The organism is Nocardioides massiliensis (genome assembly GCF_030811215.1).
In the GTDB taxonomy this organism is placed as follows: Bacteria; Actinomycetota; Actinomycetes; order Propionibacteriales; family Nocardioidaceae; genus Nocardioides_A; species Nocardioides_A massiliensis.
Map to the genome: position 1 here is coordinate 107536 of NZ_JAUSQM010000001.1, position 13237 is coordinate 120772.

Here is a 13237-nt window from a genome sequence, read left to right on the forward strand (position 1 = left end):
CGAGCAGAACGCTTGTACCCACTTCCCCTGCCGCTCTCACGTCGGTGCCCTACTGTTTCAGGTCGCCCTCGAACGGTCACCTCGGGGGTATGACTGAGAACGCGCCCGACAGCAGCCAGAACGCCCCGCTGGGCGGCCGCAAGGTCGCCTTCCTCGTTGCCACCGAGGGCACCGAGCAGGTCGAGCTCACCGAGCCGTGGAAGGCGGTCGAGCAGGCCGGCGGCCAGCCGGTGCTGATCAGCACCGAGTCCGGCACCATCCAAGCCTTCAACCACCTCGAGGCGGCCGACACGTTCGACGTCGACGTCGCGGTCGGTGACGCAGCGACCGGCGACTACGCCGGACTCGTGCTCCCCGGTGGGGTCGCCAACCCTGATGCGCTCCGGATGGACGCAGACGCCGTCGCCTTCGTGCGCAGCTTCTTCGACGACGAGCGCCCGGTCGCCGCGATCTGCCACGCACCCTGGACCCTCGTCGAGGCCGGGGTCGTCTCCGGCCGGACCCTGACGTCGTTCCCGAGCCTGCAGACCGACATCCGCAACGCCGGTGGCACCTGGGTCGACGAGGAGGTCGTCGTCGACGGCCTCCTCGTGACCAGCCGCAAGCCCGACGACCTCCCGGCGTTCAACGCCAAGCTCGTCGAGCTGCTCAGCTGACCGAGAGGACCTCGAACCTCATCTGCGCGTCGATCAGCCGACGTGTGAGGTGCTCGCCCATCGCCGTGGCAGTGGTGACCTGCCCGGCGGTGGGCGGGTTGTCGTCCAGGGCCAGGCAGAGCGCGGACTCGGCGAGCATCTTCGCGGTCTCGGTGTAGCCCGGGTCGCCCCCCGACACCCGGGTGTGGACCGTGCGGCCGCCACCCTCGCCGATGAAGTCGACGCTGAAGCGGGACTTCTCCCGCCGCTGCGCCGACGGACCCTGGCCCGGCTCGATGCGCGACAAGATCGCCTTGCGCAACGGCGGGACCTGCGCCGCGCCGAGCAGGCCCGCCGCCCCCACCATGCCCCCGACCGCGACCGGGAGTCGCCGTACGCCGGCGTAGTGCGAGTAGCGGAAGTCCGGCCCGTAGCGCTCCAGGGCCGCCCCGGATCGCGCGATGACGAACGGGTCGATCGTGGGCAGCGGCACCAGCCAGTAGCCGAGCTCCGCGTCGCGGTGCGGGCGCTTGACGACCGTCCGGGAGCGCCGCCCCTGCGGCCGCGGCTCGCGGGCCCTACGCTCCTTGGCCGCCTGCTGCATCTGCCGGCCGCGGGCGAACGCGCCGATGGCGGAGTGGAAGGTGCCGCCGGAGAACGCGGCGTTGGTGCGGACCACGCCGCGCACCGTGATCGGCACGTCCTCGGGCAGCTGGAGCACGGTGTAGCGCGCACCCAGGTCGTGCGGGATCGAGTCGAACCCACACGCGTGCACCAGGCGCGCCCCGCTCGCCACGGCGGTCTCGTGGTGCGCGAGCCAGGTGCGGTCCACGAACTCCGGCTCGCCGGTGATGTCGAGATAGTCGGTGCCGGCCTTCGCGCAGGCGGCGACGACCGGATCGCCGTACTGCTGGTAGGGCCCCACCGTGGTCGCCAGCACCCGCGTACGCCGCGCTGCCTCGTCGAGGCTCGCGGGGTCGGAGGTGTCGGCGAGGACCAGGGGCAGGTCGGCGCAGGCGGAGTCGATCGCAGCGAGCTTCTCCCGCACCGCGGCGAGCTTCACGTGGTTGCGGCCGGCCAGGCCCCAGCGCAGGCCGGGCGGGGCGTGCTGGGCGAGGTACTCGGCGGTCAGCGCGCCGGTGAAGCCCGTGGCTCCCAGCAGCAGGATGTCGAGCTCGCGGTCGGACACGGGTGCTCCTCGGATCTATCGACGACACGGGTGGTGGGATCCACTCCGACGGGTCCACTCTGACGGGGGAACCCAAGCACCCTCACCTGCGTCTCACCGGGCGTGCACGCACTCCTCTCCTCCCTCCCCCGGCGCGCCCGTCTGGTCACCGGCATCGTCACCGTCGGCGCGGTCCTCGCCACCACGGTCCTCCTGGCCACCACCGGCCCGCCGTCCCCCGAGGCACCAGCGCAGGAGCCGCGGGACCTGGAGCCGGTCGCCGTCACCGGCCCGATCGCGCCTGCCGACAGCTGCGAGGCGTTGCTGAGGGCGTACGTCGCGGCGGCGCTGCCCGAGGTGACGGCGTGGGGGCTCGGCGGCGGGTGGGGACGGTTCCCGGTCGCGGCGGGCGCCACGGTGGACCTCGCCGTCGGCTCCTCCGCCGGGGGCACCAACGTCCAGGAGGCGGGCGTCGACGAGGCCGACATCGCCAAGACCGACGGCCGACACGTGTACGCCGTCCAGGGCCGCCGCCTCACCGTGCACGAGATCACTGGCGTGACACCGCGCCTGCTGACCCGGATCGTCCTGCCGAGGCACGTCCACGGCGCCGAGCTGCTGCTGGCCGACGACCGGCTCGTCGTGCTGGGCGGGACCTCCGGTGCCCCTCCCGGACCCGCTGCCCGGTCGGCGGTCATCGACTCCATCTGGCCGGCCGGTGGTGGCAGCACGCTGGTGCGGACCTACCACGTCGCCGACCCGGCGTCCCCGGTGCTGCTGTCCGACGAGGTCGTCGAGGGATCGGTGCTCGGCGCGCGCCTGCACGACGACGGCGACGACGCGGCCGTCCGGCTCAGCTTCCGCCATCACGGACCCGCGCTGGACTTCGTGCAACCCAACCGTCGGCGCACCCGGGCCGACGCTCTGCGCCACAACCGCGACCTCGTACGACGCAGCGTCATCGAGGACTGGCTGCCGCACGTGCGCCCCGCGAACGGGGGCGCCGGCGCTCCCCTCGTCGACTGCGACGACGTCGCTCTCGTCGACGACCGTGCCGCGGCCGGCACCGTGAGCCTGCTCGCCTGGGACGTCCCGGCGGGTCCGACGGCGCGCACGGCGACGGCGATCGCCACGGAGTCCGACCTGCTCTACGCCAGTACCGACCGGGTCTACCTCGCGACCCGTGACTGGCAACGACCCCGGACCGGGGTCCACGCCTTCGCGCTCGAGGCCGGCGCCGGCGAGGACGGCCCGACCACCCGCTACCTCGGCTCCGGCACGGTCCCGGGCCGGGTCGCCGACCGCTGGTCGTTCGACGCCCACGACGGCACCCTGCGCGTGGCGTCCGCACTCGGCCGCTCGTGGAATCCCCGCGAGAACGCCGTGACCGTGCTCGCCGAGGGCGAGGGGGAGCTCGTCGAGGTGGGCCAGGTCGCCGGCATGGGTCGACGCGAGCAGATCCACGCGGTGCGCTGGTTCGACGACCTCGCCGTGCTGGTCACCTTCCGCCAGGTCGACCCGCTCTACACCGTCGACCTCACCGACCCGACGAGTCCTCGGCTCCTCGGGGAGCTGAAGATCCCGGGCTTCTCCGCCTACCTGCACCCGATCGGCGACGGCCGGGTGCTCGGTCTCGGCCAGGACGCGACAGCACGCGGGCGCACGCGGGGTGCGCAGGCGTCGCTGTTCGACCTCGGCGACCTGGCAGACCCGCGGCGTACGGCGTCCGCGGGACTGGGCCGGCACACGAACTGGGGCGCGGAGTGGGAGCCGCGCACCTTCACCTGGTTGCCGCAGCGCCGGCTGGGCATCGCGGTGGCCGACTTCTGGCAGCGCGGGCGGCGCGGGCCCCGGCTGGTCGCGGTCGAGCCGGACGGCGACCGTCTGACCGCCACCGTCCTCCCCCATCCCGTCGGCAGGTGGGGCAGCGACTCCGTGCGCACGCTCCCCCTGGCTGACGAGCGCGTCGCCGTCGTCAGCCGTCGCGGGGTCGAGGTCGTCGACCTCGACCGCGAGCTCAGCCCGGGCGGCGGGTGAGTGCGGGACGGGTGCGCCAGAGCCACCACAGGCCGACGAACGGCAGCACGAGCGGGACGAAGCCGTAGCCGGCACCGAACTCCGACCACACGGTCGCCTCGTCGAACCACTCCGGCACGGCCGCGCTCACGGCACCGATGCCGACGACGCCGACCAGCTCGACGGAGCACGCCACCAGGGCGATCCGCCACCACCCGGGACCGTCCTTGGCCAGCGCGACCGTGGCGACGACGTAGACCGCGGCGGCGAAAGCCGAGAGCAGGTAGGGCACCGGGGCCTGGTCGAACTTGGTCGCCAGCTGCGTGACCGAGCGACCACACGCCGACAGCGCGAACACGGCGTACACCGCCACCAGGAGCCGGCCGAAGCCCCGGTTCGTGACGACCGCCTCAGACACCGGCGAGCGCCCAGATGTCGTGGGTGCGCAGCAGCAGGAACCCGACGGTGAGCGAGGCGAGCAGGATGACGGCCGGGCCGGCCCGCGACTGCTCCACCGATGCCCACATCACCGCGGCAGGCAGGACGATCAGCACCCCGATGAGGTAGCCGAGGTAGGTCACCACGGGGACCGTGTCGGTGCCGAGGAGCTGACCGACGCCGGCGACGAGGTGCACGATCAACACCAGCTCGATGGCGGCGGAGACGATGATGACCGCGCGTCCGAAGGGGCGGCCGGTCACGAGCCCGGCCAGCGCCACCAGGGCGAGTACGCCGCACAGCGCGCCCGCGATCACCTGGATCACGCCCACAGCTGGCCCTCCAGCTTGTCCTCGGCCTCGTCGAGGGTGCCTTCGTAGGCACCGGTCGAGAGGTACTTCCACCCGCCGTCGGCGACGACGAACGCGATGTCGGCGGACTCGCCGGCCTTGACCGCCTTGGTGGCCTGGCCGAGCGCGGCGTGCAGGATCGCACCGGTCGAGACGCCGGCGAAGATGCCCTCCTGCGCGAGCAGCTCGCGGACCCGGCGTACGGCGTCGCGGGGGCCGACGGAGAAGCGGGAGTCGATCAGCGAGGCGTCGTACAGCTCCGGCACGAACCCCTCATCGAGGTTGCGCAGGCCGTAGACGAGCTCGCCGTAGCGCGGCTCCGCGGCGACGATGCGGACCTCGGGCTTGTGCTCGCGGAAGTAGCGGCCGACGCCCATCAGGGTGCCGGTGGTGCCGAGTCCCGCGACGAAGTGGGTGATCGTCGGGAGGTCGGCCAGGATCTCCGGCGCGGTGCCCTCGTAGTGCGCGAGCGCGTTGGCGGGGTTGCCGTACTGGTAGAGCATCTTCCAGTCCGGGTTCTGCGCTGCGATCTGCTTCGCGACCCGGACGGCCTCGTTAGACCCGCCGGCTGCCGGGGAGTAGATGATCTCCGCGCCCCACATCTCCAGCAGCTGCTTGCGCTCGGTCGAGGTGTTCTCCGGCATCACACAGACGATCCGGTAGCCCTTGAGCCGAGCGGCCATCGCCAGCGAGATGCCGGTGTTGCCCGACGTCGGCTCCAGGATCGTGCACCCGGGCGTCAGCGTGCCGTCAGCCTCGGCGACCTCGACCATCTTCAGCGCCGCGCGGTCCTTGATCGACCCCGTCGGGTTGCGGTCCTCGAGCTTGGCCCAGACCCGGACCTCGGGGGACGGCGACAGCCGCGGGAGGCCGACCAGTGGCGTCCCACCGACCGAGTCGAGCAGGCTGTCGAAGCGCACGCGCGTCAGGCGGGCAGCGTCGCCCGAGACCCACCGGCGACTGCCGGCAGGATCACCACCTGGTCGCCGTCGGAGAGCTCGGTGTCGAGCCCGCCCGTGAAGCGCACGTCCTCGTCGTTGACGTAGACGTTGACGAAGCGCCGCAGCTCGATGGGGTCGCCTTCGACGAGCCGCTCCTTGATGCCGGGGTGGTGTGCCTCCAGCGCGTCGACCAGGGCGCGCAGGGAGGCGCCCTCGGCGGTGACGGACTTCGCGCCGTCGGTGTAGGTGCGCAGGATCGTGGGGACGCGGACCTCGATGGCCATCAGGGGGTGCTCCTCGGCGGTAGGGCGTCGACGACGTTGACCTCTTCCTCGGTCACCACGCCGTCGACGATGCGGTAGGACCGGAACTCCACGGGACCCTCGGCGTTGCCGTGCTCCCGCGTGCTGACCAGCACGTAGTGCGCACCAGGCTCGTTGGCCAGCCCGACATCGGTGCGACTGGGGTAGGCCTCGGTCTCGGTGTGCGAGTGGTAGATCACCACCGGCTCCTCGTCGGCGTCCCACATCTGCTTGTAGAGCGCCAGCAGCTCGGCGGAGTCGAACTCGTAGAACGTCGGGGATCCCGCGGCGTTGAGCATGGGGACGAACCGCTCCGGCCGGCCCGAGCCCTCGGGCCCGGCCACCACGCCACACGCCTCCACGGGGTGGTCCCGCTTGGCATGCGCGACGATGGCGTCGTAGGTCGCGCGGTCGATGGTCAGCACGCCACCCAGGTTAGGCGAGTGAGCCAGGACACCCGGCGCCAGCCCGAGGGGCGGGCGTCGGCCGACCTAGCGCCACAGCGCCTGGACGAGCGTCTCCTGCAAGAACCCGGCCCAGTCGTAGATGTCGTGCACGTGGGCGCGCGGGTCGTCCTCGGGCAGCGAGGCCCAGTAGTCCTCATCGCCGTCCTCGATGCCGAGCCGGGTCGCCAGGGCGAGGCGGACGTCGGTCAGGGAGCGCAGCCATGCCTGGGCGGAGGGCTGGTCGAGCTCGACGTCGACCCACAGTCCGTCCTCGGTGAGCACCGGCGGCAGACCGGACTCCTCCAGCTGGTCGATCACCAGCGCCGCGGTGCGCGCCTTGGTGTCGCGCAGCCCGCCCTCCGTGAAGCGCCGGAACTCGCCGGCGGCCTCCTCGTCGTCGGGATACGCGGTCGGGAAGAGCCGCGCGAGGACCGGGTCCTCGGGCTCGGTGGTCGGTCCGGAGAAGTCGAGCATCGCCTCGAACGGGTCGACCGACCCGGGGGCCGCCATCTCGTTGCGCAGCAACTCGACGAGCTGGGAGACCAGAGAGCGCAGCAGGTCGGCCTCGAAGCCGGACAGCGAGATCACCACGCCGCCACCGCGGGCGGGCTCGAAGCCCGACGTCACTGGTCGTCCCGCTGCAGCGTCGCCCACAGGCCGTACTCGTGCATGGCCTGCACGTCGCGCTCCATCTCCTCGCGCGACCCCGCCGACACCACCGAGCGGCCCTCCTCGTGGACCTCGAGCATCAGCTTCTCGGCCTTCTTCCTCGAGTAGCCGAAGTAGGTGCAGAACACGTAGGTCACGTAGGACATCAGGTTGACCGGGTCGTTCCAGACGATGGTCACCCACGGGGTGGCGGGAAGGGTCGACTCGTCGCTGACGGGCTCGTCGAGTTCGACCGGGCTCGGCGCGGACACATGGATCATTGTGCCAGGCTCCGTATGCCAGTCTTCGGGGCATGTCGAGCCCGCCCCGCTCCCCCGCGCTGCTCACCGACCGCTACGAGCTGACCATGGTCGACGCGGCCCTGCGCGCCGGCACCGCCGACCGCCGGGTCGCCTTCGCGGTCTTCGCCCGCGGCCTGCCCGCCGGCCGGCGCTACGGCGTCGTCGCCGGCACCGGACGCCTCCTCGACGCCCTCGCCGACTTCCGCTTCGGCGACGCCGAGCTCGCGTTCCTCGAGGAGCACCAGGTGGTCGGTGCCGAGACGCTGGCGTGGCTGGCCGACTACCGCTTCGCCGGTGACATCCGCGGCTACGGCGAGGGCGAGACCTACTTCCCCGGCTCCCCGCTGCTCGTGATCGAGGGCGGTTTCGCCGAGGCCGTGCTGCTGGAGACCCTCGTGCTGTCGATCCTCAACCACGACTGCGCGATCGCGAGCGCCGCGTCCCGCATGACCGCCGCCGCGCGCCAGCGCCCGTGCCTCGACATGGGAGCGCGCCGGGCCCACGAGGAGTCGGCGGTCGCCGCCGCCCGAGCCGCCTACATCGCCGGCTTCGAGGGCACCTCCAACCTCGCCGCGCACGCGCGCCACGGCGTCCCGTCGGCCGGCACGAGCGCGCACGCCTTCACGCTGCTGCACGACACCGAGGAGGACGCCTTCGCCGCCCAGGTCGCGGCGATGGGTGCCGGCACCACCCTGCTCGTCGACACCTACGACGTGCCGTCCGCGATCCGCACCGCCGTACGCGTCGCCGGGACGCAGCTGGGCGGGATCCGGCTCGACTCCGGTGACCTGGCGACCGAGGCGTTCCGTGCCCGCGCCCTGCTCGATGAGCTCGGTGCGCACGACACCCAGATCGTGGTCACCTCCGACCTCGACGAGTACGCCGTCGCCGCGCTCGCCGCCGCGCCGGTCGACCGCTACGGCATCGGCACCTCGCTGGTCACCGGCAGCGGCCACCCGACGGCGCGGCTCGTCTACAAGATGGTCGCGCGCCACGACGGCGACGGCACAGGTGACGGAGCGGGTGACGGCTGGGTGCCGTTGGCGAAGGCCAGTGCCGGCAAGGCGTCGGTCGGTGGCCGGCACTGGGCCTACCGGCGGACCCGCGAGGGCCGCGCGGTGGCCGAGGTCCTGCGCCCGTCGCCGCAGGCGGGTCCCGACGAGCGTCCGCTCGACCGCGTGCTCGTGCGGGCCGGTGAGATCGTCGGCGTCGAGCCGCTGGAGTCCGCCCGCGAGCGGCACGCCCGCAGCCGGGCGGAGCTCCCCGAGCAGGCGCTGCGACTCTCCCCCGGCGGTCCGGTGATCCCCACCGAGTGGGTCTGACCGGCCGCCGGGCTACTCCCCGCGGAACTCCGGGCGCCGCCGCTCGGCGAACGCGCGCATTCCCTCGGCGGCGTCCGCGGTGCGCAGCAACACGGTCTGCCCGGTCCGCTCCCGCTCCAGCGCGGGGTCGAGCTGGGCGAACGCCGCCTCGTTGATGGCCTTCTTGGTCGCGGCGTAGGCCAGCGGCGGTCCCCCGGCGAGGCGGCGTACGACGGAGGCGACGAGGGCGTCGTACTCCTCGTCGGGGGCGACGTGGGAGATGAGGCCGGCCTCGTACGCCTCGCGAGCGCTCATCGGCTCCGAGAGCAGCGCGATCCGCATCGCGCGTGACCGGCCGATGGCCGCTGCGAGGGTCGCCGACGCGCCGCCGTCGGGCATCAACCCGACAGCGGAGAAGCCGAGCACGAAGGTGGCCGACTCCTTCGCGATCGCCAGGTCGCAGGCCAGCACGCTCGACATCCCCACCCCGGCCGCGGCGCCGTTGACCGCCGCCACGACGGGCTTGTCGAGCGTGGTGATCGCGCGGATGATCCGGTTGGCGCGGTCGAGGCTGGTGACGTCGAGACGGTCCTGGGGGTTCTCCCCCGACAGGTCCGCGCCCGCGCTGAACGCCGGACCGGTGCCCGTGAGCACGACCACGCGCACCTCGTCCTCGGTCCGCGCCTCCTCGATCTCGTGGGCGATCTCATCGGCCATCAGGTCGGTCAGGGCGTTGAAGTGGTCGGGGCGGTTCAGCCGCAACCACAGCGCGCCGTCCTCGACACGGATCTCCAGGTCGGTCTCCATGGCCCGAACCTAGTCGACGGCTGACTCCGAGGTGGGGCGGCCTGCCTGCTGGTTGCCGGTTGCGGTGGTGGAGGTGCCGAGGGGCCCGAGGGGCTGGAGCCGGCGCTCGCGGCGTACGTCCGGTTCGAACAGCTGCTGCGGGTGCTGCTGCGCACCGCACGCGTCCCCGACGGGTTCGACGAGGTCGCGGCGCGCAACGTCCAGGAGCAGGACGACCAGACGGTGCGGTACCTACGGCGCACCAACCAGCGCTACGAGGGCACCGTCGCGGTGACCGTCGAGGGCGTGCAGGGGAACCGGCGCGTGACCGTGGTGGAGGGATGCGCCGACGCCACCGGCCTGCTCGTGCCCCACGACGAGGGCGACCCGCGACCCGGGGAGACGACGGCCTTCCGGGCGACGCTGAACCAGTCCGGCGGCCTCTGGACGGTCACGGAGTACGGCGCGAGCGACCGGACCTGTTGAGGTCCCTGCGCCGGGGCGTCAGCTGTTCGCCAGCTTCGGGTCCTCGCAGTGGAACGGGGCGCGGTCGCCGCCGGAGTGGTAGGCGTACTCCGTCCCGTCATGGGCGAGCACGATCCGCTGGCCGTCGACCATCGCCTGGGTGTACATCTTCCCCGGCTCCGGGCAGCCCAACGCGCCGTCGGGCCAGGTGACGTCCTCGACGCTGACGACCTCGATCTCCGCGGCGTCGACCTCGAGATGCTCGGCCAGGTCGGCGACCGCCTGCTCCTGCTCGGGGGTCACGGCGTCCTCCTGCGGGGTCTCGGGTGACGCGGTCGGCTCCGTCGACTCGCTCGCTCGGTCCGCCGGCACCGCCGCGGTGTCGTCGGCCTCCCCGCAGCCCGCGAGCATGGCGGCGCCGAGCAGGGTCGCGGTCAGGATCGCGGTCAGTCGCCTCATCGTGGCCTCCCGTGGTTGGGTCCCCAGCCTGTCACGGGATGGGACGCACCCGTCGGCTCAGAGGTTCCCGCGGGCCTCCTGCTCGCGCTCGATCGCCTCGAACAGCGCTTTGAAGTTGCCCTTGCCGAAGCCGAGCGACCCGTGGCGCTCGATGAGCTCGTAGAACACCGTGGGACGGTCGCCCACCGGCTTGGTGAAGATCTGCAGCAGGTAGCCGTCCTCGTCGCGGTCGACGAGGATCCCGCGCGCCTTGAGCTCCTCGATCGGCACCCGCACCTCACCGATCCGGGCGCGCAGTGCGGGGTCGTCGTAGTAGGACGCCGGGGTGTCGAGGAACTCCACCCCGCGGGACCGCATCACGTCGACGGTGCGCACGATGTCGTTGGTCGCGAGCGCGATGTGCTGGCACCCCGCGCCGTCGTAGTACTCGAGGTACTCGTCGATCTGCGACTTCTTCTTGGCGATCGCGGGCTCGTTGAGCGGGAACTTCACCCGGTGGTTGCCGCTGGCGACGACCTTGCTCATCAAGGCGGAGTACTCGGTCGCGATGTCGTCGCCGATGAACTCCGCCATGTTGGTGAAGCCCATGACCCGGTTGTAGAAGTCGACCCACTCGTCCATGCGCCCGAGCTCCACGTTGCCGACGCAGTGGTCGACGGCCTGGAACAACCGCCGGGGCTGGTCTCGACGGGCTCGACCGACGAATTCGGCGTCCACGGCCGACCTGCGCGCGACATACCCGGGCAGATAAGGCCCGTCGTACGCCGACCGGTCGACCAGCGTGTGCCGGGTCTCGCCGTACGTCGCGATCGCGGCCACCCGCACCGTGCCGTGCGCGTCGCTCACGTCGTGGGGCTCCTCGAGGACCCTCGCGCCCATCGCCCGGGCATGGGCGATGCAGCGGTCGACGTCGGGCACCTCGAGCGCGAGGTCCACGACGCCGTCGCCGTGGGCGCGGTGGTGGTCGAGCAGCGGGCTGTCGGGGCTCACCCCACCGGAGAGCACGAACCGCGCCGAGCCGGATCGCAGGACGTAGCTCTTCGACTCCCGGTGCCCGGTCTCGGGCCCGCGGTAGGCCTCCAGCTCCATCCCGAACGCGAGCTGGTAGTACGCCGCCGCCTGCGTGGCGTTGCCGACGACGAAGCAGATCGCGTCCATGCCGATGACGGGGAACGGGTCGCGCGAGTCGTCGTACTCGACCAGGCCCACCAGCTGCTGGAGCTGCTCGAGGGTGAGGTCGGCGCGGAGCTCGTCGGCGGTCAGGGCGCGGCTGTCGGTCCTGGTCATGGCGTCAGGGTGCGGGCGGCAGGCAGACTGTGCAACTGTCGGATGATGCACTGTGCAGGTTGCTCAAGGAAAGGCCGCGCAATGGATGATCTGGACCGCAAGCTGCTCACCTTGCTGAGCACCGAGCCCCGCATCGGCGTCCTCGGGGCGTCCCGCCGCCTCGGCGTCGCCCGCGGCACGGTCCAGGCCCGGATCGACCGGCTGGTCGCGGCCGGGGTCATCGCCGACTGGGCGCCGCGCCTGGACCCGGAGGCGCTCGGCTACCCGGTGACCGGCTTCCTCACCCTGGAGATCCGCCAGGGAGCCGGACACGACGCGGTGGCCGAGCACCTGGCCGCGATCCCCGAGGTCCTGGAGGTCTGCACGATCACCGGCGTCGGCGACATGTGGTGCCGGGTGGTCGCGCGCTCCAACGCGGACCTGCAGCGGGTCATCGACCGGGTGCTGGCCGACGACCGCATCGTCCGCTCGACCACCGTCATCGCACTCGCCACCCAGATCCCGCATCGGGTTCTCCCGCTCCTGGACGCGGCCGATGCCGTACCGTGACGGCCACCACTTCACGACGGATCGTCCGGCACGTACCTGCCGGTGGAGGGATGGATCATCATGGCTTCAGTGACCTTCGAGGGCGCCACGCGCGTCTTCCCCGGTGCCGAGCGGCCCGCGGTCAACAAGCTCGACCTGGAGGTCGCCGACGGCGAGTTCCTCGTCCTCGTCGGCCCGTCCGGCTGTGGCAAGTCGACGTCGCTGCGGATGCTCGCCGGCCTCGAGGAGGTGACCGAGGGGCGCATCCTCATCGGTGACCGCGACATCACCAACCTGCCGCCCAAGGACCGCGACATCGCGATGGTCTTCCAGAACTACGCGTTGTATCCCCACATGAGCGTCGCCGAGAACATGGGCTTCGCGCTCAAGATGGCCGGGGTCGGCAAGGAGGAGCGAGCCACCCGCGTACGCGAGGCGGCCGCGCTGCTCGACCTCGAGGACTACCTCGACCGCAAGCCCAAGGCTCTCTCCGGCGGTCAGCGCCAGCGCGTCGCCATGGGCCGCGCGATCGTGCGCCAGCCCCAGGTCTTCTGCATGGACGAGCCGCTGTCCAACCTCGACGCCAAGCTCCGCGTCTCCACCCGCACCCAGATCGCCGCGCTGCAGCAGCGGCTCGGGATCACGACCGTCTATGTCACCCACGACCAGGTCGAGGCCATGACGATGGGCGATCGTGTGGCCGTGCTGAAGGACGGTGTGCTCCAGCAGGTCGACACCCCGCTGGCGCTCTACGACCGGCCGGTCAACCTCTTCGTCGCCGGCTTCATCGGCTCGCCCGCGATGAACCTGCTCTCCGCCCGCGCCGGCGAGGGCAGCGCAGTCATCGGCGGCTACTCGGTGCCGATCGACCACGAGGCGGCGAGCAAGATGAGCGGCCCGATCACGGTCGGCGTACGTCCGGAGAACTGGCGCCTGGTCGGCGCATCCGAGGGCGGCCTGCCCGTGACCGTCACGGTCGTGGAGGAGCTCGGCGCGGACGGCTTCGTCTACGGCACCTGCGACGTCGAGGGCACGCCCGGCACGGTCGTGATCCGCACCGAGTCGCGCGGCGCCGTACGCAAGGGTGACGTCGTCCACGTGACCACCGACCCCGCGCACGTCCACGTCTTCGACACGGAGTCGGGCGCCCGGCTGTCGGCCTGAC

17 protein-coding genes are annotated in these 13237 nt (G+C 72.2%); 6 read left to right on the forward strand and 11 right to left on the reverse strand.

Going from position 1 to position 13237, the window contains the following annotated elements; translation table 11 throughout:
* Positions 1-89: 89 nt before the first annotated feature.
* Entirely contained in the window at positions 90-656 is a 567-nt protein-coding gene (locus tag J2S59_RS00540) for a type 1 glutamine amidotransferase domain-containing protein (RefSeq protein WP_068124224.1), read from the forward strand.
* Here J2S59_RS00540 and J2S59_RS00545 read toward each other — a convergent pair.
* Positions 649-1824: a saccharopine dehydrogenase family protein gene (locus J2S59_RS00545; protein ID WP_306824708.1), complete on the reverse strand. Its 1176-nt coding sequence runs from the start codon at positions 1822-1824 to the stop codon at positions 649-651. The genes J2S59_RS00540 and J2S59_RS00545 overlap by 8 nt on opposite strands.
* A gap of 102 nt (positions 1825-1926) precedes the next feature.
* Between J2S59_RS00545 and J2S59_RS00550 the strand changes: the two genes are divergently transcribed.
* The gene (locus tag J2S59_RS00550) at positions 1927-3840 is read left to right on the forward strand and encodes a beta-propeller domain-containing protein (protein WP_306824709.1); all 1914 of its coding nucleotides are present in this window, start codon (positions 1927-1929) and stop codon (positions 3838-3840) included.
* Here the strand turns inward: J2S59_RS00550 and J2S59_RS00555 are convergent.
* From J2S59_RS00555 to clpS, 7 genes are all read right to left on the reverse strand, one after another.
* Complete coding sequence (locus J2S59_RS00555; protein ID WP_068120072.1) at positions 3821-4237, reverse strand: hypothetical protein; 417 nt, start codon at positions 4235-4237, stop codon at positions 3821-3823. The two genes, J2S59_RS00550 and J2S59_RS00555, sit on opposite strands and share 20 nt — an antisense overlap.
* Positions 4230-4583: a hypothetical protein gene (locus J2S59_RS00560; protein ID WP_181641830.1), complete on the reverse strand. Its 354-nt coding sequence runs from the start codon at positions 4581-4583 to the stop codon at positions 4230-4232. The genes J2S59_RS00555 and J2S59_RS00560 overlap by 8 nt, the downstream gene beginning before the upstream one ends.
* A complete protein-coding gene (locus J2S59_RS00565) occupies positions 4580-5527 on the reverse strand; it encodes a PLP-dependent cysteine synthase family protein (protein WP_068120069.1) in 948 nt (315 codons plus the stop codon). Before J2S59_RS00565 ends, J2S59_RS00560 begins: the two co-directional genes overlap by 4 nt.
* 5 nt (positions 5528-5532) lie before the next feature.
* Entirely contained in the window at positions 5533-5832 is a 300-nt protein-coding gene (locus J2S59_RS00570; RefSeq protein ID WP_068120067.1) for a MoaD/ThiS family protein, read from the reverse strand.
* Positions 5832-6275, reverse strand: a complete 444-nt coding sequence (locus J2S59_RS00575; RefSeq protein WP_068120065.1) for a M67 family metallopeptidase — start codon at positions 6273-6275, stop codon at positions 5832-5834. The genes J2S59_RS00570 and J2S59_RS00575 overlap by 1 nt, the downstream gene beginning before the upstream one ends.
* Before the next feature lie 66 nt (positions 6276-6341).
* Positions 6342-6950 carry a DUF2017 domain-containing protein gene (locus tag J2S59_RS00580; RefSeq protein WP_306824710.1) on the reverse strand — a complete coding sequence of 203 codons (609 nt, stop codon included), beginning with the start codon at positions 6948-6950 and terminating at the stop codon, positions 6342-6344.
* Positions 6920-7216, reverse strand: a complete 297-nt coding sequence (gene clpS, locus J2S59_RS00585) for an ATP-dependent Clp protease adapter ClpS (RefSeq protein ID WP_370871446.1) — start codon at positions 7214-7216, stop codon at positions 6920-6922. Before clpS ends, J2S59_RS00580 begins: the two co-directional genes overlap by 31 nt.
* Before the next feature lie 41 nt (positions 7217-7257).
* Between clpS and J2S59_RS00590 the strand changes: the two genes are divergently transcribed.
* Positions 7258-8568: a nicotinate phosphoribosyltransferase gene (locus J2S59_RS00590; RefSeq protein WP_068123667.1), complete on the forward strand. Its 1311-nt coding sequence runs from the start codon at positions 7258-7260 to the stop codon at positions 8566-8568.
* A gap of 12 nt (positions 8569-8580) precedes the next feature.
* On the opposite strand, the gene J2S59_RS00595 is transcribed toward J2S59_RS00590, so the two are convergent.
* On the reverse strand, positions 8581-9354 hold the full coding sequence (locus tag J2S59_RS00595) for an enoyl-CoA hydratase-related protein (protein WP_068123665.1): 774 nt from the start codon (positions 9352-9354) through the stop codon (positions 8581-8583).
* Positions 9355-9495: 141 nt separating this feature from the next.
* On the opposite strand from J2S59_RS00595, the gene J2S59_RS00600 reads away from it, so the two are divergent.
* On the forward strand, positions 9496-9819 hold the full coding sequence (locus J2S59_RS00600) for a hypothetical protein (RefSeq protein WP_068123662.1): 324 nt from the start codon (positions 9496-9498) through the stop codon (positions 9817-9819).
* 18 nt (positions 9820-9837) lie between these two features.
* Here the strand turns inward: J2S59_RS00600 and J2S59_RS00605 are convergent, their stop codons facing one another.
* Positions 9838-10257: a DUF8738 domain-containing protein gene (locus J2S59_RS00605; RefSeq protein WP_068123661.1), complete on the reverse strand. Its 420-nt coding sequence runs from the start codon at positions 10255-10257 to the stop codon at positions 9838-9840.
* A gap of 57 nt (positions 10258-10314) precedes the next feature.
* A complete protein-coding gene (gene hppD, locus J2S59_RS00610; protein ID WP_068123658.1) occupies positions 10315-11544 on the reverse strand; it encodes a 4-hydroxyphenylpyruvate dioxygenase in 1230 nt (409 codons plus the stop codon).
* An 81-nt stretch (positions 11545-11625) separates the two neighbouring features.
* Here hppD and J2S59_RS00615 point away from each other — a divergent pair, with 81 nt between their 5' ends.
* Together J2S59_RS00615 and J2S59_RS00620 are read left to right on the forward strand one after the other, a co-directional pair.
* Positions 11626-12093: an Lrp/AsnC family transcriptional regulator gene (locus J2S59_RS00615; RefSeq protein ID WP_068123656.1), complete on the forward strand. Its 468-nt coding sequence runs from the start codon at positions 11626-11628 to the stop codon at positions 12091-12093.
* Positions 12094-12153: 60 nt separating this feature from the next.
* On the forward strand, positions 12154-13236 hold the full coding sequence (locus tag J2S59_RS00620) for an ABC transporter ATP-binding protein (RefSeq protein WP_068123679.1): 1083 nt from the start codon (positions 12154-12156) through the stop codon (positions 13234-13236).
* Position 13237 lies beyond the last annotated feature (1 nt).